Origin of the sequence: Streptomyces antioxidans (assembly GCF_000968685.2) — a bacterium.
Taxonomy (GTDB): Bacteria; Actinomycetota; Actinomycetes; order Streptomycetales; family Streptomycetaceae; genus Streptomyces; species Streptomyces antioxidans.
On the sequence record NZ_LAKD02000033.1, the window covers coordinates 42,051 to 59,852 of the forward strand.

Annotated in this window: 16 protein-coding genes; 1 reads left to right on the forward strand and 15 read right to left on the reverse strand. The window is 71.3% G+C overall.

Annotated features, from left to right (window positions below; translation table 11 throughout):
* The first annotated feature begins 191 nt into the window (after positions 1-191).
* The gene (locus VT50_RS14395; protein ID WP_046087702.1) at positions 192-1,421 is read left to right on the forward strand and encodes a DUF349 domain-containing protein; all 1,230 of its coding nucleotides are present in this window, start codon (positions 192-194) and stop codon (positions 1,419-1,421) included.
* Positions 1,422-1,514: 93 nt separating this feature from the next.
* Here the strand turns inward: VT50_RS14395 and VT50_RS14400 are convergent, their stop codons facing one another.
* The 15 genes from VT50_RS14400 to pgsA all read right to left on the reverse strand — a co-directional run bounded on the left by VT50_RS14400 (position 1,515) and on the right by pgsA (position 17,601).
* Positions 1,515-4,046 (reverse strand): RelA/SpoT family protein, encoded by a 2,532-nt coding sequence (locus tag VT50_RS14400; RefSeq protein ID WP_046087701.1) that lies wholly within the window; start codon positions 4,044-4,046, stop codon positions 1,515-1,517.
* Between the two features lie 193 nt (positions 4,047-4,239).
* Entirely contained in the window at positions 4,240-4,836 is a 597-nt protein-coding gene (locus VT50_RS14405; RefSeq protein ID WP_240529172.1) for an adenine phosphoribosyltransferase, read from the reverse strand.
* Positions 4,837-4,852: 16 nt separating this feature from the next.
* Positions 4,853-5,971 (reverse strand): protein translocase subunit SecF, encoded by a 1,119-nt coding sequence (secF, locus tag VT50_RS14410; protein ID WP_046087700.1) that lies wholly within the window; start codon positions 5,969-5,971, stop codon positions 4,853-4,855.
* Position 5,972: 1 nt separating this feature from the next.
* The gene (secD, locus tag VT50_RS14415) at positions 5,973-7,769 is read right to left on the reverse strand and encodes a protein translocase subunit SecD (protein ID WP_046087699.1); all 1,797 of its coding nucleotides are present in this window, start codon (positions 7,767-7,769) and stop codon (positions 5,973-5,975) included.
* 150 nt (positions 7,770-7,919) lie between these two features.
* Positions 7,920-8,504, reverse strand: coding sequence for a preprotein translocase subunit YajC (gene yajC, locus VT50_RS14420; RefSeq protein ID WP_046087698.1), 585 nt, complete (start codon positions 8,502-8,504; stop codon positions 7,920-7,922).
* A gap of 204 nt (positions 8,505-8,708) precedes the next feature.
* Entirely contained in the window at positions 8,709-9,797 is a 1,089-nt protein-coding gene (gene ruvB, locus VT50_RS14425; protein WP_046087697.1) for a Holliday junction branch migration DNA helicase RuvB, read from the reverse strand.
* A 67-nt stretch (positions 9,798-9,864) separates the two neighbouring features.
* Entirely contained in the window at positions 9,865-10,485 is a 621-nt protein-coding gene (gene ruvA, locus VT50_RS14430; RefSeq protein WP_046087696.1) for a Holliday junction branch migration protein RuvA, read from the reverse strand.
* Complete coding sequence (gene ruvC, locus VT50_RS14435; protein ID WP_046087695.1) at positions 10,482-11,141, reverse strand: crossover junction endodeoxyribonuclease RuvC; 660 nt, start codon at positions 11,139-11,141, stop codon at positions 10,482-10,484. The genes ruvA and ruvC overlap by 4 nt, the downstream gene beginning before the upstream one ends.
* A gap of 162 nt (positions 11,142-11,303) precedes the next feature.
* On the reverse strand, positions 11,304-12,056 hold the full coding sequence (locus tag VT50_RS14440; RefSeq protein ID WP_046087694.1) for a YebC/PmpR family DNA-binding transcriptional regulator: 753 nt from the start codon (positions 12,054-12,056) through the stop codon (positions 11,304-11,306).
* Positions 12,057-12,118: 62 nt separating this feature from the next.
* Complete coding sequence (pdxT, locus tag VT50_RS14445) at positions 12,119-12,742, reverse strand: pyridoxal 5'-phosphate synthase glutaminase subunit PdxT (protein WP_046087693.1); 624 nt, start codon at positions 12,740-12,742, stop codon at positions 12,119-12,121.
* A gap of 96 nt (positions 12,743-12,838) precedes the next feature.
* Positions 12,839-13,759, reverse strand: a complete 921-nt coding sequence (gene pdxS / locus VT50_RS14450; protein WP_075200419.1) for a pyridoxal 5'-phosphate synthase lyase subunit PdxS — start codon at positions 13,757-13,759, stop codon at positions 12,839-12,841.
* Between the two features lie 233 nt (positions 13,760-13,992).
* Positions 13,993-14,550 (reverse strand): hypothetical protein, encoded by a 558-nt coding sequence (locus VT50_RS14455; RefSeq protein WP_046087692.1) that lies wholly within the window; start codon positions 14,548-14,550, stop codon positions 13,993-13,995.
* 275 nt (positions 14,551-14,825) lie between these two features.
* Positions 14,826-15,986, reverse strand: coding sequence for a glycosyltransferase family 4 protein (locus tag VT50_RS14460; protein WP_046087691.1), 1,161 nt, complete (start codon positions 15,984-15,986; stop codon positions 14,826-14,828).
* Complete coding sequence (locus VT50_RS14465; protein ID WP_046087690.1) at positions 15,983-16,936, reverse strand: phosphatidylinositol mannoside acyltransferase; 954 nt, start codon at positions 16,934-16,936, stop codon at positions 15,983-15,985. Before VT50_RS14465 ends, VT50_RS14460 begins: the two co-directional genes overlap by 4 nt.
* Positions 16,933-17,601, reverse strand: a complete 669-nt coding sequence (pgsA, locus tag VT50_RS14470; protein ID WP_046087689.1) for a phosphatidylinositol phosphate synthase — start codon at positions 17,599-17,601, stop codon at positions 16,933-16,935. Before pgsA ends, VT50_RS14465 begins: the two co-directional genes overlap by 4 nt.
* Positions 17,602-17,802: the final 201 nt, after the last annotated feature.

The following is a 17,802-nucleotide window of genomic DNA, read 5'->3' on the forward strand; positions in this document are numbered from 1 at the left end:
CTGCGAAATTTCGGTCGCGCAGGATACGGACAGCCGGGGCACCGGTCGCCTATGTTGGCGTTGTATAGGGTGCCTGCCCTGGTGGCCGCCATCCTGATGTGAGACCGGCCAGGGCGTATCCCGGCCGGAAGAAACTGTGGACGATGCCCGCGGGCCGCGCGCCCGCCCCGGCATCATGTGGAGGAGGCGCTGTGAGCAGCGAGCCTTGGGGCCGCGTCGACGAGGCGGGGACCGTGTACGTGCGTACGGCCGACGGGGAGCAGGTCGTCGGATCGTGGCAGGCGGGATCGCCGGACGAGGCCCTCGCCTACTTCGAGCGCAAGTACGACGGGCTGGTCGTCGAGATCGGCCTCCTCGAGCGCAGGGTCAAGACCACCGATCTGTCCGCCAAGGACGCGACAGCGGCCATCCAGCACATCCGCCAGCAGGTCGACGAGCACCATGTGGTCGGCGATCTGGACGCCCTGAGGAAGCGGCTCGACAAGCTCGCCGGAGAGGTCGAGGTCCGCCGGGAGCAGCGCAAGGCGGCCAAGGCGGTCCAGGCCGACGAGGCCCGCAGGGCCAAGGAGGACCTGGTCGCCGAGGCCGAGCAGCTGGCCGCCAGCGAGCAGTGGCGGGCGGCCGGGGAGCGGCTGCGCGCCCTGGTGGACACCTGGAAGGGCCTGCCCCGGCTGGACCGCAAGACCGACGACGAGCTGTGGCACCGCTTCTCGCACGCCCGCTCGGCGTTCTCCAAGCGGCGCAAGGCGCACTTCGCGGCCCTGGACGCACAGCGGGAGGAGGCCCGGCAGACCAAGGAGAAGCTGGTCGCCGAGGCCGAGGCGCTTTCCGGCTCCACCGACTGGGGTCCGACCGCGGCCCGGTACCGGGAGCTGATGTCGGACTGGAAGGCCGCGGGCCGCGCCCAGCGCGAGTCCGAGGAGGACCTGTGGAACCGCTTCCGCGGTGCGCAGGACATCTTCTTCCAGGCCCGTAGCGAGGTCTTCGCGGAGCGTGACGCCGAGCAGCGGGAGAATCTCACCCGTAAGGAGGAGCTTGTCGTCGAGGCCGAGAAGCTGCTGCCGATCTCGGACCTGAAGGCGTCCCGTGCGGCCTTCCGGTCGATCAACGAGCGGTGGGAGGCCATCGGCCATGTGCCCAGGGACGCCCGCGCCCGTATCGAGGGCCGGATGCACGCGGTGGAGCGCGCCATCCAGGACGCCGAGGACACGGAGTGGCGGCGGACCAACCCCGAGGCGCGGGCGCGCGCTGCAGGGCTCACCGGCCAGCTCCAGGACGCCGTCGACAAGCTGCGGTCCCAGATCGACGCAGCCCGCGCGGCGGGGAACAACGCCAAGGCCGACAAGCTCTCCAAGGAGCTCGAGGGAAGGCAGGCGCTGCTGGACCAGGCGCTGAAGGGCCTCCAGGAGTTCGGCGGCTGAGCGCGCGCTGATCCATCCACTCACGGTGGCGGCCCCCGGTGTCTTTCGCGCCGGGGGCCGCCACCGTCGTGTGCGCCCCGTGGAGGGCCGCTCTCAGCGGGCCCGGGCCGAGGTGACCCGGTAGACGTCGTAGACGCCCTCCACGCCGCGTACGGCCTTCAGGACGTGGCCCAGGTGTTTGGGGTCGCCCATCTCGAAGGTGAAGCGCGAGGTGGCCACCCGGTCGCGGGAGGTCTGCACGGCCGCGGAGAGGATGTTCACGTGCTGGTCGGACAGCACACGGGTGACGTCCGACAGCAGCCGGGACCGGTCCAGCGCCTCGACCTGGATGGCCACCAGGAAGACCGACGACTGGGTGGGCGCCCACTCCACGTCGAGGATCCGCTCGGGCTGCTGCGAGAGCGAGTCCACGTTGACGCAGTCGGCGCGGTGCACCGAGACGCCGCTGCCGCGGGTGACGAAGCCGATGATGGGGTCGCCGGGCACCGGCGTACAGCAGCGGGCCAGCTTGACCCACACGTCCTCGACGCCCTTGACCACCACGCCCGGGTCGGCGTTGGAGCGGCGCTTGGTGCGGCGGATGGGCGGGGCGGTCTCGGCGATGTCCTCGTTGGCGGCCTCCTCGCCGCCGAGCGCCTGGACCAGCTTCTGCACCACGTTCTGCGCGGAGACATGGCCCTCGCCGATCGCCGCGTAGAGCGCGGAGATGTCGGGGTAGCGCATCTCATGGGCGAGGGTGACCAGCGAGTCCCCGGTCAGGATCCGCTGGATGGGCAGGTTCTGCTTGCGCATCGCCCGTACGATCGCGTCCTTGCCCTGTTCGATGGCCTCGTCGCGGCGCTCCTTGGAGAACCAGGCGCGGATCTTGTTGCGGGCCCGCGGCGACTTGACGAAGCCCAGCCAGTCGCGGGACGGCCCGGCGCCCGCCGCCTTGGAGGTGAAGACCTCCACCAGGTCGCCGTTGTCCAGGGTGGACTCCAGCGGCACCAGCCGCCCGTTGACCCGGGCGCCGATCGTACGGTGGCCGACCTCGGTGTGCACGGCGTACGCGAAGTCGACCGGGGTGGCCCCGGCCGGAAGCGCTATGACATCGCCCTTGGGCGTGAAGACGAAGACCTCGTTGCGGGAGAGGTCGAAGCGCAGGGACTCCAGGAACTCGCCCGGGTCCTCGGTCTCCTTCTGCCAGTCCAGCAGCTGCCGCAGCCACGCCATGTCGTTGATGGCGTCGTCCTTGCCCGCCTTGCGGGGCACATCGGTGCGCACCTTGGAGGCACCGGCCACCGCCTCCTGCTTGTACTTCCAGTGCGCGGCGATGCCGTACTCCGCGCGGCGGTGCATGTCGAAGGTGCGGATCTGCAGCTCGACCGGCTTGCCGCTGGGCCCGATGACCGTCGTGTGCAGCGACTGGTACATGTTGAACTTGGGCATCGCGATGTAGTCCTTGAACCGCCCGGGCACCGGGTTCCACCGCGCGTGGATGGTGCCGAGCGCCGCGTAGCAGTCGCGGACGGTGTCCACGAGGACGCGGATGCCCACCAGGTCGTAGATCTCGGCGAAGTCGCGGCCGCGCACGATCATCTTCTGGTAGACGGAGTAGTAGTGCTTCGGGCGGCCGGTGACGGTCGCCTTGATCCGCGCCGCCCGCAGATCGCCCTGGACCTGGTCGGTGACGACGGCCAGGTACTCATCGCGCTTGGGGGCCCGCTCGGCGACCAGCCGCACGATCTCGTCGTACATCTTGGGGTAGAGGATCGCGAAGGCGAGGTCCTCCAGCTCCCACTTGATGGTGTTCATGCCCAGGCGGTGGGCGAGCGGGGCGTAGATCTCCAGGGTCTCGCGGGCCTTCTTCTCCTGCTTCTCCCGCTTGAGGTAGCGCATGGTGCGCATGTTGTGCAGCCGGTCGGCCAGCTTGATCACCAGCACCCGGGGGTCCCGGGCCATGGCGACGACCATCTTGCGCACGGTCTCGGCCTGGGCCGCCTCGCCGAACTTGACCTTGTCCAGCTTGGTGACGCCGTCGACCAGCAGGGCGACCTGCTCGCCGAAGTCACGGCGCAGGGTGTCCAGGCCGTACTCGGTGTCCTCGACGGTGTCATGCAGCAGCCCGGCCATCAAAGTGGCCGGATCCATACCCAGCTCGGCCAGGATCGTGGTCACCGCGAGGGGGTGGGTGATGTACGGATCGCCGCTCTTGCGCTTCTGGCCGCGGTGCCAGCGCTCGGCCACCTGGTACGCGCGCTCGATCTGGCGCAGGGTCGAGGCCTCCGCCTTGGGGTCATTGGCGCGCACGATGCGCAGCAGCGGCTCAAGCACCGGGTTGTACGGGCTGGAGCGCTGGACGCCGAGGCGCGCCAGCCGGGCCCGGACGCGGTTGGACGAGCCCGAACGGGGCGCGGGGCTCTGTACGGGGCGCGCGGGGGGCGTGGTGGCGGGCAGGTTGCTGCCGCGGCTCGCGGCGGGGGTCGGACTGGTCTGCTCGGGGCCGCGCCGGACCGCGCCGTCACCGCTGTTCCCGGGCACGCCAGAGGCCGCCGTCGGCTCGGCGGCGGTGGGCGCGTCCGGCTGTGCGGAGGGGGTTTCGCCCGGACGGACTTCGGGCGAGAGCGGCTGGGCCTCGTCTGGCAAGAGCACTCCTAGCGGTCCGGACCCGAAAAGGTCGGGCTGCCATGGTATCGATCCCGCCACTCCGCTTGCCTCCCGACCGCCAAGCCGGGCGTGACGGGGGCGTGGGGCGGCACGGCGGAGGGCGGGGACCCGCGGTTGCGCGTCCCCGCCCTCCGGCGGTACTCCCGGCCCGTTCCACGGGCTCCATCCCGGCTCAGACCGTGATCAGGGCCTCCAGCGGGGCGCTGTCGAGCGAGCCGAGCAGCCGGTCGCGGCCGTCCAGGAAGCCCAGCTCCAGCAGCACGGCGACCCCGGCGATCCGGGCCCCGGCCCGCCGGATGAGCTGGAGGGACGCCTCGGCGGTGCCGCCGGTGGCCAGCACGTCGTCGATCACCAGCACCCGGTCGCCGGGCTCCAGCGCGTCGGCGTGTATCTCGATCTCGGCCGTGCCGTACTCCAGCTCGTACGCCTGGGCGAGCGTCGCCCCGGGGAGCTTGCCGGCCTTGCGGACCGGTACGAAGCCGATTCCGGCGCGGACGGCGGCCGGGGCGGCGAGGATGAAGCCGCGCGCCTCCAGGCCCACCACCTTGTCCGCCCGGTGCCGGAGGCACAGCTCGGCAAGCGCCTCGGTGAGCGCGCCGAAGGCCGCGGCGTCGGCGAGCAGCGGAGTGATGTCCTTGAACATCACGCCGGGCTTGGGGTAGTCCGGCACGTCCTGGATGCGGCTGAGCAGCAGCGTGCGCAGCTCCTCGGCGGAGGCTCCGCCGAAGCCGTCCGGGCTGTCCGCCGTGGTCTCCGTCGTCTCGGTCATCTCTCAGGCCCCCCGTTCAGCGCCGCTTGCCCGACGGCCGGCCGCGGCCCCGGTTGCGGGAGGGCTGGCGACGCTGGCCGACGACTCCGGCGGGGGCCGCGGCGGCGTCCTCCAGGGCCGGAGTGTCGTCCTCCTCGGAGGCCGAGTCGGCCGCCTCGGCCTTGGCGGCCGCGGCCCGCTTGGCCTTCACCCGCTTGGCCAGGGACTTCATCCTCGGGTCGCGCTCCTTCAGATCGGCGACCAGCGGGGTCGCGATGAAGATCGAGGAGTACGCACCGGCGGCGAGGCCGACGAAGAGCGCCAGGGAGATGTCGTTGAGCATGCCCGCGCCGAGCAGACCGCCGCCGATGAACAGCAGCGCGCCGACCGGGAGCAGCGCCACGACCGTGGTGTTGATGGACCGCACCAGGGTCGAGTTGAGGCTGCGGTTGGCGATCTCGCTATAGGTGAAGCGGGTCTGCTTGGTGATGTCCTTCGACGCCTCCTTGAGACCGTCGAAGACCACGACGGTGTCGTAGAGCGAATAGCCGAGGATGGTCAGCAGACCGATCACGGTGCCCGGGGTGACCTCGAAGCCGACCAGTGCGTAGACACCCACGGTGATGGTGAGGTCATGGATGAGCGCGATCAGGGCGGCCAGTGCCATCCGCCACTCGAAGGCGATGGCGAGATAGATCACCACCAGCACCATGAAGATCGCCAGACCCTGCCAGGCCTTGCTGGCGATCTGCTCGCCCCAGCTCGGTCCGACCAGCTGGGTGTCGATCTTGCTGGTCTCGACGCCCAGCTCCTTGGCGAGCTCCTCCTGGACCGGCAGCGCCTCCTTGGTGCCCAGCTCGCTGATCTGGATCCGCATCCCGCCGCGGCCGAGCTCCTGGACGACGACGGTGTGGCCGTCGGCGGCCTCCTCGGCCGTCTGGCGCACATCGGCGCTGGAGACCTTGGTGTTGGGGGTCGTGAAGACCGCGCCGCCGGAGAACTCGATGCCCATGTTCAGGCCGCGCACCGCCAGGCCCACGATGGCCGTGATGGTGATCAGTATCGAGATGCCGTACCAGATCTTCCGCTTGCCGACGAAGTCGTAGCCGACCTCGCCTCGGTAGAGCCTGGCGCCGAGAGTGCCGAGTCGCGACATCTCACGCCTCCTTCGTGTCGGCGGGGCCGGGAGCGGCGGAACGGCGGCGGCGCAGCGGTGGAGTGGCCCCGAGGCGCTTGGGGTCAAGTCCGGACCACGAGTGGCCGTTCCCGAAGAACGGACGGCGGGCGAGGATCGTCATCAGCGGCTTGGTGAAGAGGAACACCACGGCGACGTCGAGCAGCGTGGTCAGGCCCAGGGTGAAGGCGAAGCCCTGCACCTTGCCGACGGTGACGATGTAGAGCACCGCGGCGGCCAGGAACGACACGAAGTCGGACACCAGGATGGTGCGCCGGGCCCGCGGCCAGCCGCGCTCGACGGCGGGGCGCAGCGAGCGGCCCTCCCGGATCTCATCGCGGATCCGTTCGAAGTAGACGATGAACGAGTCGGCGGTGATACCGATGGCCACGATCGCGCCGCAGACCGCCGGGAGGTTCAGCGCGAAGCCGATGCCCGGGCCGAGCAGCACCATGATCGTGTACGTCAGAACCGCGGAGACGCCGAGGCTGGCCATGGCCACGAGGGCGAGACCGCGGTAGTAGACGACCAGGTAGATCACGACGAGCGCGAGGCCGATGGCACCGGCGATCATGCCGGCGTCCAGCTGCTCGCCGCCGAGCGCGGCGGAGACAGTGGTCTCGTCGGCGATGTCGAAGGACAGCGGCAGCGCACCGTAGGACAACACGTTGGCCAGGTCCTCGGAGCTCTGCTGGGTGAAGCCGCCGGAGATGGTGGCCCGGCCGCCGGTGATGGCGCCCTGGGTGACCTCGGGGTCGGAGACGACCTCGCCGTCCAGGACGATCGCGAAGCGGTTCTGCGGGGACTGCTTGGTGGTGAGCTCACCGGTGGTCTTGGCGAACTTCTTGGAGCCCTTGCCGTTGAAGTCGAGCTGGACGATCCAGCCCGCCCCGTTCTGGCTCTCGAAGACCGCCGAGGCGTCATCCACGTCGGTGCCCTCGACCTCGGAGGGGCCGAGGACGAACTTGGAGTCGCCCTTCTCGCTGCAGGCCAGCACCGGGTCGGTCGGCTTGGCGTTGGCCGCCTTCTCGGCCGCGGCGGCGCGCCCGGACTTGGTGGTGCAGTCCAGCTTCGCGAACTGCTTGGCCAGCTCTTCCTGGCCGCTGGAGCCCGACGGGCTCTTGGACGGGTCGGGCTTGGGGGTCTTCGACGGCGAGGGGCTTCCGCTGGGCTTCTCGTCGGCCCTCAGGCCCTTGGAGAGGGCCCGGCCCTGGGTGCTGGGGCTGGCGGAGGAGGACGAGGAGGCCGATGACGAGGCCGACGGCGTACCGGACGGCTTGCCGCCCTTGTCATCGCCCTTGTCCTGTCCCTTGCCGCTGGCGCTCGCGGACGGGCTGGGGGTGGAGCTGGGCTGGTCGGGGGTCTTCTGGCCGCTGGTGGTCGTGGTCACCGGCCGGAAGTAGAGCTGGGCGGTGGTGCCGACCTGCTGCCGGGCCTGCTTCGCGTTCGTCCCCTTGGGGATGTTCACGATGATGTGCTTGTCACCCTGCGTCTGGACCTCGGACTCGGTCACGCCCAGACCGTTGACCCGCCGCTCGATGATCCCCACGGCGGTGTTCATGTTGTCCGTGTTGATCGCGTTGGGCTTGCCCGGTTGGTTCTTGGCCTCCAGCGTGAAGCTGGTGCCGCCCGCGAGATCGATGCCCAGCCGCGGCGTGGTGTGACCGGAGATGAACATGCCTCCGGTCAGTGCCGCGATGGCGATCAGGATGACGGCCAAGGGGCGCCCTGGCCTGCCCTGTGACCCGGAGGACCTGCGGCCCTTCTTCGGTGCTGCCACCTTCTCGTATCTCCCTGTCCAACCGCCCCGCATCGGGTGCGCGCGGGGCGGCACGAAGTCTTGTGGGGACGAGCCCTCGCCGGAGCCTAGACCGTCCAGGGAACCGCGGCGCACCGATCGAGGGCGCGCCGCGGTTCCCGGATGACGGACTTACTTCGCGTCGGTGCCGCCGTCCCGCTTGTCGTCCTCGGAGGTGCTGGCCGCGGTGGCGTCGTCCTTGGCATCGTCCTTGCCGAAGTCGATCTTCTTGACGTCCGTCTTCCCGGCCTTGTCGTCCGCCTCGTCCTCGTCGGCGTCGACCTTCTCGGCAACGTCGCCGTCGGCCGTGTCGGCCTTGTCGAGCGCGGCGGACTTGTCGAGGTTGGCGGCGGGCGCGTCGGCGTCGGCGGCCTCGGTCAGCGAGGAGGCGTCGTCAGGCACGACAGGGGTGTCGGCGTCGCCCTCGTCGGGGTCGATGCCGTGCACGACGCGGTTGTACTCGTCGTCCGGCAAGACGGCTCCCACCGCGTTCTTCGCGTAGATCGCGTGCACGCCGGGGGCCACCTCGAGGAGGACCGTGTCGTCGTGGACCTCCTTGACCGTCGCGTACATGCCGCCGATGGTCCGCACGCCGGAGCCCGGCTGCATCTCATTGCGCATCGACTGGGCCTGGCGCTGCTTGTTCTTGGCCGAACGCGTCATCAGGAACATGGCCCCGATAAGCACGATGAACGGCAGGAGAGTCACGATATTCACGGGACGGAAATTCCTTCACACGACCGCGGGGAGCGGCCTGGTCTACGGGGATGGGTATACCGCACGGTTTAGCGGACGGCATACGGACGGCATCGGCGGAGTCTAAGCGAGCCCACGCCTATGGAACAACGCCCGGCGCGGCACCGGGGTTCCTGACCCCGCCATTATTGGTCCTCTACGCCATGATGCAGGGTAAGCGAGCGCTTATGCCTCGAAGAGGCCCGCCTGGCCGCCGGCGGCGGTCTGCGGCGGCGGGGTGAGTCCCATATGCGCCCAGGCCGCCGGGGTGCCGATCCGCCCCCGGGGAGTGCGGGCCAGCAGCCCCTCACGGACCAGGAAGGGCTCGGCGACCTCCTCCACCGTCTCACGCTCCTCCCCCACCGCGACCGCCAGGGTGGACAGGCCCACCGGGCCGCCGCCGAACAGCTTGAGCAGGGCGCTGAGCACCGCCCGGTCCAGCCGGTCCAGACCGCGCTCGTCCACGTCGTAGACGGCCAGCGCGCTGGCCGCGATCTCCCGGGTGATCAGGCCGTCCGCCTTGACCTGGGCGTAGTCGCGCACCCTGCGCAGCAGACGGTTGGCGATCCGGGGGGTGCCGCGGGAGCGGCCCGCGATCTCGGACGCGCCCTCGGGCTCGATGGTCACATCGAGCAGCCCCGCGGAGCGGTGGATGACCCGCTCCAGCTCGGGCGGGGCGTAGAACTCCATGTGGCCGGTGAAGCCGAAGCGGTCACGCAGCGGGGGCGGCAGCAGCCCGGCCCGGGTGGTGGCGCCGACCAGCGTGAACGGCGGCAGCTCCAGCGGGATGGCGGTGGCCCCCGGCCCCTTGCCGACGATGACGTCGACACGGAAGTCCTCCATCGCCATGTAGAGCATCTCCTCGGCGGGCCGGGACATCCGGTGGATCTCGTCGAGGAAGAGCACCTCGCCCTCGGCGAGGGAGGAGAGGATCGCGGCCAGGTCCCCGGCGTGCTGGATGGCGGGGCCTGAGGTGATCCGGATCGGGGCGCCCATCTCGGCGGCGATGATCATGGAGAGGGTGGTCTTGCCCAGCCCGGGCGCGCCGGAGAGCAGCACATGGTCGGCGGTGCCGCCGCGCTGCCGGGCCGCCTTGAGCACCAGGTCCAGCTGCTCGCGGACCCGCTCCTGCCCGACGAACTCGCCGAGGTCCTTGGGGCGCAGCGCGGCCTCCACCGCCTGGTCGTCGCCGTCGGCGTCGGCGCCCACCAGCCTGCCGCCCGCGCCGGACGGGGCGTCATCGGCGGTGGCCGGTGGGGTCTCGTCCCAGTTCACTGCGTTTCGCCTCGCGATGTCGTCTTCGGGGGTGCCGCCGGTCGCGGCCTGCCGCGGCCGCGGTGGCTCACCGTGTGCGGTTCAGGGTCTGCAGGGCGGCCCGCAGCAGCTGGGCCACCTGGGGCGTACCGCCCGCGGCCAGCGCCTCTTCGGCCCGCGGGGTGACGGCGGCCACCGCCTCGTCGGCCTCCCGGGTGGCGTAGCCGAGGCCGACCAGCGCGGTGTGCAGCTGATCGCTCCAGCCGGGGGCGGTCGCCGAGCGGGCGCCGGGCACCGCGGAGCCAAGCGGCTCGCCGAGCCGGTCCTTGAGCTCAAGCAGCAGCCGCTGCGCCCCCTTCTTGCCGATGCCGGGGACGGCGGTGAGCGCCTTCTCGTCCCCGGTGGACACCGCGAGCCGCAGCGCGTCCGGGGGGTGCACGGCCAGCATGGCCTGGGCCAGCCGGGGGCCGACCCCGCTGGCGGTCTGCAGCAGTTCGAAGACCTGGCGCTCGTCGTCGTCGGCGAAGCCGTAAAGGGTCAGCGAGTCCTCGCGGACGACGAGGGAGGTGGCCAGCCGGGCCTGCTGGCCGACGCGCAGCCCGGCCAGGGTGGCCGGGGTGCACTGGACCGCCATCCCGACCCCGCCGACCTCGATCACCGCGGTGTCCGGGGCGACGGCCGCCACCGGACCGGAGACGAACGCGATCATGAGGTACGGCCTTTCGTGGTGCGCGCGCTGCTCGGGGCGGAGGCGGGGCTCGACGGGCGGGGGGTGCTCGGCGTACGGACAGGGTTCTGCGCACGGGCGGGGCTCTGCGGAGGGGCGGGGCTCTGCGTACGGGCGGGGCTTGTGGCGCGGTGGGCGGCGACGGCCTGCTGGAGGCGGTTGGTCGCGGGGGCCCGCCAGATGTGGCAGATGGCGAGCGCCAGCGCATCGGCCGCATCGGCCGGTTTGGGCGGTGCGTCCAGCCGCAGCAGCCGGGTCACCATCGAGCCGACCTGCGCCTTGTCCGCGCGTCCCGATCCGGTCACGGCCGCCTTGACCTCGCTGGGGGTGTGCAGCGCGACGGGCAGCCCGCGGCGGGCCGCGCACAGCATGGCGACGGCGCTGGCCTGGGCGGTGCCCATGACGGTGCGCACATTGTGCTGGCTGAACACCCGCTCCACGGCCACGAATTCGGGCCGGTGGGCGTCCAGCCACTCCTCGATGCCGCGCTCGATGAGGACGAGCCGGTCGGCCGTCACAGCGCCCGCCCCGGTCCGTATGACGCCGACGCCGAGCATCCGCAGCGGGCGGCCCGCGACCCCCTCGACCACGCCGACGCCACACCGGGTCAGCCCCGGGTCCACGCCAAGCACACGCACCGCGCCCCTCCCCTCACCGCGCTTCGGTCATCTGTTCCTGCAGGTTAGCGGCTGCCGCCGACAACGCCCGCGGACAACGCCGACGGGCCGGTGGGGTGCTGCCCCGCCGGCCCGTCCCTGTCCTCGACCGCCGTGGTCCCCGACCGCCGTGCCGATCCGCCGTCAGGCGTCCACCTTGGCCATGACCTCGTCGGAGACGTCGAAGTTGGCGAAGACGTTCTGCACGTCGTCGCTGTCCTCGAGGGCGTCGATCAGCTTGAAGATCTTGCGCGCGGCGTCCTCCTCGAGCTGGACCTGCATCGTGGGCACGAAGTTGGCATCGGCCGAGTCGTAGTCGATGTCCGCCTCCTGGAGGGCGGTGCGGACCGCGACCAGGTCGGTGGCCTCGCTGATGACCTCGAAGGACTCGCCGAGGTCATTGACCTCCTCGGCGCCCGCGTCCAGCACCGCGCCCAGCACATCGTCCTCGGTGAGCTCGCCCTTGGGGACGATGACGACGCCCTTACGGTTGAACAGGTACGCCACGGAGCCCGGGTCGGCCATCGAGCCGCCATTGCGCGTCATGGCGACGCGGACGTCGGAGGCCGCGCGGTTGCGGTTGTCGGTCAGACACTCGATGAGGACGGCCACGCCGTTGGGGCCGTAGCCCTCGTACATGATCGTCTCGTACTCGGCGCCACCGGCCTCGAGACCGGCACCGCGCTTGACCGCGCTGTCGATGTTCTTGTTCGGGACCGACTGCTTCTTCGCCTTCTGGATGGCGTCGAAGAGCGTCGGATTGCCCTCCGGGTCGGCACCGCCCATCCGGGCCGCGACCTCGATGTTCTTGATCAGCTTCGCGAAGAGCTTGCCGCGCTTGGCATCGATCACGGCCTTCTTGTGCTTCGTCGTAGCCCATTTAGAGTGGCCGGACATCCGCCTGTCTCCTTCGCGTAACCCATTGCTGTACGAACGCCTGCGATCCTACCGGGATAGCCTCAGCCCGCGGCGCGGACCGAGTCCACAAAAAGCTTGTGCACCCGGTGGTCACCGGTCAGCTCGGGGTGGAACGAGGTCGCCAGGACGTTGCCCTGCCGGACGGCGACGGTGTGCCCGTCGAACGTCGCGAGCACCTCGGCGCCGCCGCCCACGGACTCGACCCACGGCGCACGGATGAAGACCCCCTCGACCGGGCCGTCCTCGATGCCCTGGATGTCGACCTCGGCCTCGAACGACTCGTTCTGACGGCCGAAGGCGTTACGGCGCACGATCATGTCGATACCGCCGATGGTCTCCTGGTCGTCCCGGCCGTCGAGGATCTTGTCCGCGAGCATGATCATGCCCGCGCATGTACCGTACACCGGCATCCCGGCCCGGACCCGCTCGCGCAGCGGCTCCAGCAGCCCGAAGACGATCGCCAGCTTTGACATGGTGGTCGACTCGCCCCCGGGGATCACCAGGGCCGCGACCTCGGCAAGCTCCTCGGGCCTGCGGATCTGCCGGGGCGTGGCCCCGGCCGCGGTGAGCGCGGCGAGATGTTCGCGGACATCGCCCTGGAGGGCGAGCACACCGATCACGGGGGCGTCGGCGGTGGACGCGGTCGGTAGGGACGACGTAGTCACGGAAGCGAAGACCTCTCGAACGTCAGGGGCACCACGTGCGCCGGGCCGGTGGACCGGGGCACGTGGTGCCATGTGGTGCTGCCGTACGGGCGCCGGTTACCAGCCGCGGCTGGCGTAGCGCTCGGACTCGGGGAGGGTGTCGCAGTTGATGCCGACCATGGCCTCGCCGAGGTTCCGGGACGCCTCCGCGATGACCTTGGGGTCGTCGTAGAAGGTGGTGGCCTTCACGATCGCGGCGGCGCGCCTGGCCGGGTCGCCCGACTTGAAGATGCCGGAGCCCACGAACACGCCCTCGGCGCCGAGCTGGCGCATCAGCGCGGCGTCGGCCGGGGTGGCGACGCCACCGGCGGAGAACAGCACGACCGGCAGCTTGCCGGTCTGCGCGATCTCGGCGACCAGCTCGTACGGGGCGCGGATCTCCTTGGCGGCCGCGTAGAGCTCATGGTTGTCCAGACCGCGCAGCCGGGCGATCTCGCCCTTGATCTGACGCAGGTGGCGCACGGCCTCGACGACATTGCCGGTGCCGGCCTCGCCCTTGGAGCGGATCATGGCCGCGCCCTCGGCGATCCGGCGCAGCGCCTCGCCCAGGTTGGTGGCTCCGCAGACGAACGGAGTGGTGAAGGACCACTTGTCGCTGTGGTTGACCTCGTCGGCCGGGGTCAGCACCTCGGACTCGTCGATGTAGTCGACGCCGAGCGACTGCAGCACCTGGGCCTCGACGAAGTGACCGATCCGCGACTTGGCCATCACCGGGATGGAGACGGCGTTGATGATGCCCTCGATCATGTCCGGGTCGGACATCCGGGCCACGCCGCCGTCCTTACGGATGTCGGCGGGCACCCGCTCGAGGGCCATGACCGCGACGGCACCGGCGTCCTCGGCGACCTTGGCCTGCTCCGGGGTGACGACGTCCATGATCACGCCACCCTTGAGCTGCTCGGCCATACCGCGCTTGACGCGGGCGGTGCCGGTCGCGGGGGCGTCGGAGTTGGACGTGCTGGCGGGCGTGATGGACACGGTTTGACCTCACTCGATAATGAAAAGTCCGATGAGCCCATCGTAGGGCCGTTCGATACCGGTACATGACCCGGCCATCTGGTCCAGATCATGAGCGTGTGTGCTACACCAATGACAAAACCGCGCCGGGGCCGGGATCGGCAAGGGCCAATCAAAGGCCGGTGGCTCGAAGTGACCGGTGAATCCTCGGTAGGCAATAGGGAGCTCGACCGCCCGGCGGAGAAGTCCGCCCCTCAGCGCTCGGCTTCCTCGGCGCCCGGCACCCGCCCGAGCGCCGCCGGCGGCTCGTCGTCCATCTCGAAGGCGAGCGGGAACGGAGCGTGGCCCGCCAGCCGGAACCAGCGCACCGTGCGATGGCGGCGCAGCGCCCGCGCCGCGCGCACCGCGTCGTTGTGGAACCGCCGGGCCATCGGTACCCGCCTGACGGTCTCCGTGAGCTCCCCCAGCGCGTCCTCGCCGCCCGGTGCCTCCCGTACCGCCTCCGCCTGTGCGCTCTCCTCGAAGACGGCCCGCAGCGCCTGGCTCAGCTCGCTCTCGGCGACCTCGCGGTGCTCCTCCTCGGACTGCCGCGCGGCGTGCGCGGCCTGGTAGAGCACGATCGAGGCGGCGGGGTCGAGCACTCCGGCGGTGGCCAGCTCCTGGGCCACGGAGGCGCGCCGCAGCAGCTGCGCGTCCAGCGCGGCCCGCGCCGCGTCCAGACGGCTGTGCAGCCGGTCGAGGCGCCCCGCGGTCCAGCTCAGATAGACGGCGATGACGACCAGTGCGACCGCGATCCAGATCAAGGTGCTCACGGCCCGCCACGCTACCGCCTGCCGCCCCCTGGGTCCGGGGGCAGCCCTCAGCCGGGGCGGCCGCGCGCAACGGTGTGTGGCGCCTCAGGGCGGGTCCTCGGCGGGCCGGAGGAAGCCCGCTACGGGTCGCTACGGTTCGCGCCCCGAAGGGGGGCGCGGGCTGTGGCAGTGTGCGGCTCCGCCGCGTGGGCGACCGGCCACGACGGCGCCGCGGCCGACCGACGCCGCGTCTCGACACTTCCAGACGCCCCGTCTCGACACTTCCAGCGGAGCGCCTAGTCCCGCGCCAGCCCCAGCCGCGCCCACAGCCGCGCGCGGTCGTCGGCGGCCACCGACGCCGCCCCGTCCGTCACCGTCTCGTAGACCGCGAGGATGTCCGCCCCCACCGTCGACCAGTCGAAGCGCCGTACGTGCCGGCTGCCCCGCTCCCGCAGCTCGGCCAGCCGCTTCCCGTCCCCCAGCAGCCGCACCGCGGCCGCCGCCAGGGCGTCGGCGTCCTCGTTGGCGAACAGCTCACCCGCCGCTCCCCCGTCCAGCACCTGGGCGAACGCGTCCAGATCGCTGGCCAGGACCGCGGCCCCCGCCGACAGGGCCTCGACCAGGATGATGCCGAAGCTCTCGCCGCCCGTATTGGGCGCGACGTAGACATCGACGCTGCGCAGCAGCCGCGCCTTGTCCTCGTCGCTGACCATCCCCAGGAACTCCACGCGCCCCCGCAGCGGAGCGGGAAGATCGGCCACGGCCTCCTTCTCGTCACCGCGCCCGGCGATCAGCAGCCGCGCCCCGGGGCGGGCCTCGAGGATCTTCGGCAGGGCGCGCATCAGCACCGGCAGCCCCTTACGGGGCTCATCGATCCGGCCGATGAAGCCGATCGTCTCCCCCCGCCACTCCTCCTTCGGCTCGGCGTCCGCGAAGAAGTCCACGTCGACGCCGTTGGGGATGACCACCGCGTCGCCGCCCAGGTGTTCCACCAGCGTCCGGCGCGCGTACTCGCTCACCGCGATCCGCGCGCTGATCTTCTCCAGCGCGGGCTGCAGGATCGGATACGCGGCGATCATGGCCCGGGAGCGCGGATTGGAGGTGTGGAACGTCGCGACGATCGGCCCCTGGGCCGCCCAGCAGGCCAGCAGCCCCAGCGAGGGCGAGGTCGGCTCGTGGATGTGGATGACGTCGAAGGCGCCGTCGTGGAGCCAGCGGCGCACCCGCGCGGCCGACAGGAGCCCGAAGTTCAGCCGGGCCACCGAGCCGTTGTACGGCACCGGCACCGCGCGCCCCGCGGAGACCACGTACGGCGGCAGCGGCGTCCCGTCGTCCGCCGGGGCCAGCACGGAGACCTGGTGGCCGCGCCGGATCAGATGGTCGGCCAGATCGCGGATGTGGAACTGGACGCCGCCTGGGACATCCCAGGAGTACGGGCAGACGATCCCGATCCTCAAGGCTTCTCCATTTCGGGGGGCCCAGGGCTTCCGGGGCCCTGGGGACGTCCAGCGCTTCCGGGACCGCGGTCCAGGTCCGCCAGCCACAGCCGCTGCAGCATGTGCCAGTCCTCCGGGTGCTCGGAGATCCCCGAGGCGAAGGCGTCGGCCGTCTCCTGGATCATGACGGCGATCCGCTCGGCGCGGGTCCCGTCCCCGGGCACCCCGACCGGTGGGTGCACCCGCCCCCGCATCACCGGCGACTCGTCGTACCAGAGGGTCACCGGCAGCAGCAGGGCACCGGTCTGCAGGGCGAGCGCGGCGGGCCCGGCCGGCATCTTCGCCCGCTCGCCGAAGAACGACACCTCCACGCCCGAGGCCGACAGATCGCGGTCGGCCACCAGACACACCAGACCGCCCGCGCGCAGCCGCCGCGCCAGCGTCCCGAAGGCGCTCCCGCCCTGGTGCGGCAGCACCTCCATGCCCAGCCCCTCGCGGTAGGCCACGAACCTGTCGTACAGCGACTCGGGCTTCAGCCGCTCCGCGACCGTGGTGAAGGGCACCCCCAGATGAGTGGTCACCCAGGCCCCGGCGAGGTCGTAGTTGCCCATGTGGGGCAGCGCCAGGACCACGCCCCGGCCCTCGGCGAGACCGTCCACCAGATAGTGCACGTCCTTGACGTCGAAGCCGCCCCGTATCCGCTCCGGGCTCCACGCCGGGAGCCGGAAGGACTCCATCCAGTAGCGCAGGTACGAGCGCATGCCCGCCCGCGACAGCTCGGCCAGCCGCCGGGGCGAGGCGTCCGGCACCACCCGCGCCAGATTGGCCTCCAGGCGCAGCACGCCCTTGCCGCGCCGCTTCCACGCCTGATCGGCGATGCGCTGCCCCAGCGCCACGGCGACCGGCTCCGGGAGCTTCTTGACCACGCTCCAGCCGAGTCCGTACAGCGCGTCGGTCAGCCTCTCCTTCACCGCGCCTCGCCCCCCTGGGGCACCGTCGGCTCCCCGGCGTCCGCCTCGGCGGCCTCCCGGCGCACCGTCACCACCCGCTGGACGAGGGTCACCGCGCTGCCGACGGCCACGATCCACAGCGCGATCGGGAGCAGGATGTCGATATGCGGCACGCCGAACTTGTGCAGCCCGGAGAAGCCGCACGCCACCAGCGAGATCACCAGCCGCTCGGCGCGCTCCACCAGCCCGTTGACGTTCACCGGCAGGCCGATGCTCTCGCCGCGGGCCTTGGTGTACGAGACCACCTGGCCGCTGGCGAGGCAGAAGATGGTCACCGCACACAGCACATTGTCGTCCCCGCGGCCCGCGTACCACAACGTCAGACCGCCGAAGATCGCGCCGTCGGCCACCCGGTCCAGCGTGGAGTCGAGGAACGCCCCCCAGCGGCTCGAGCGCCCCAGCTGCCGCGCCATATTGCCGTCGACCAGGTCGGAGAAGACGAACAGCGTGATGACGACGGTGCCCCAGAAGAACTCCCCCCGGGGATAGAAGACCAGTGCGCCCGCGCACACGCCGGCGGTGCCGGTCAGGGTCACCGCGTCCGGGCTGACCCCGAGACGGATCAACAGGGCGGCGAACGGTGTGAGAACACGCGTGAAGAATGCACGCGCGTACTTGTTCAGCATGGCCTTCCCGGGGGGTCGAAACGGGCCGGGTGGTCAAGGGGCCACCGGCGCGCCCATCGTAGCCACGCCCCGGAGGGGCGCCGTGCACCTGTCGGACGGCTCTGCGACCCCGTGCGCGGTACGGCCGCATGTGTGACGTATGGACGCACCGTTACAGCGGTGGAAAGCTCGAAGTATCGCAAGGTGTCGACCGGGAGGCGA

Coding starts and splice junctions, on each gene's coding strand:
- VT50_RS14405 (WP_240529172.1), bottom strand. CDS start 4,836: ATGACCGAGACGACGGAGACCACGGCGGACAGCCCGGACGGCTTCGGC.
- secF (WP_046087700.1), bottom strand. CDS start 5,971: ATGTCGCGACTCGGCACTCTCGGCGCCAGGCTCTACCGAGGCGAGGTC.
- ruvA (WP_046087696.1), bottom strand. CDS start 10,485: ATGATCGCGTTCGTCTCCGGTCCGGTGGCGGCCGTCGCCCCGGACACC.
- VT50_RS14440 (WP_046087694.1), bottom strand. CDS start 12,056: ATGTCCGGCCACTCTAAATGGGCTACGACGAAGCACAAGAAGGCCGTG.
- pgsA (WP_046087689.1), bottom strand. CDS start 17,601: ATGCTGAACAAGTACGCGCGTGCATTCTTCACGCGTGTTCTCACACCG.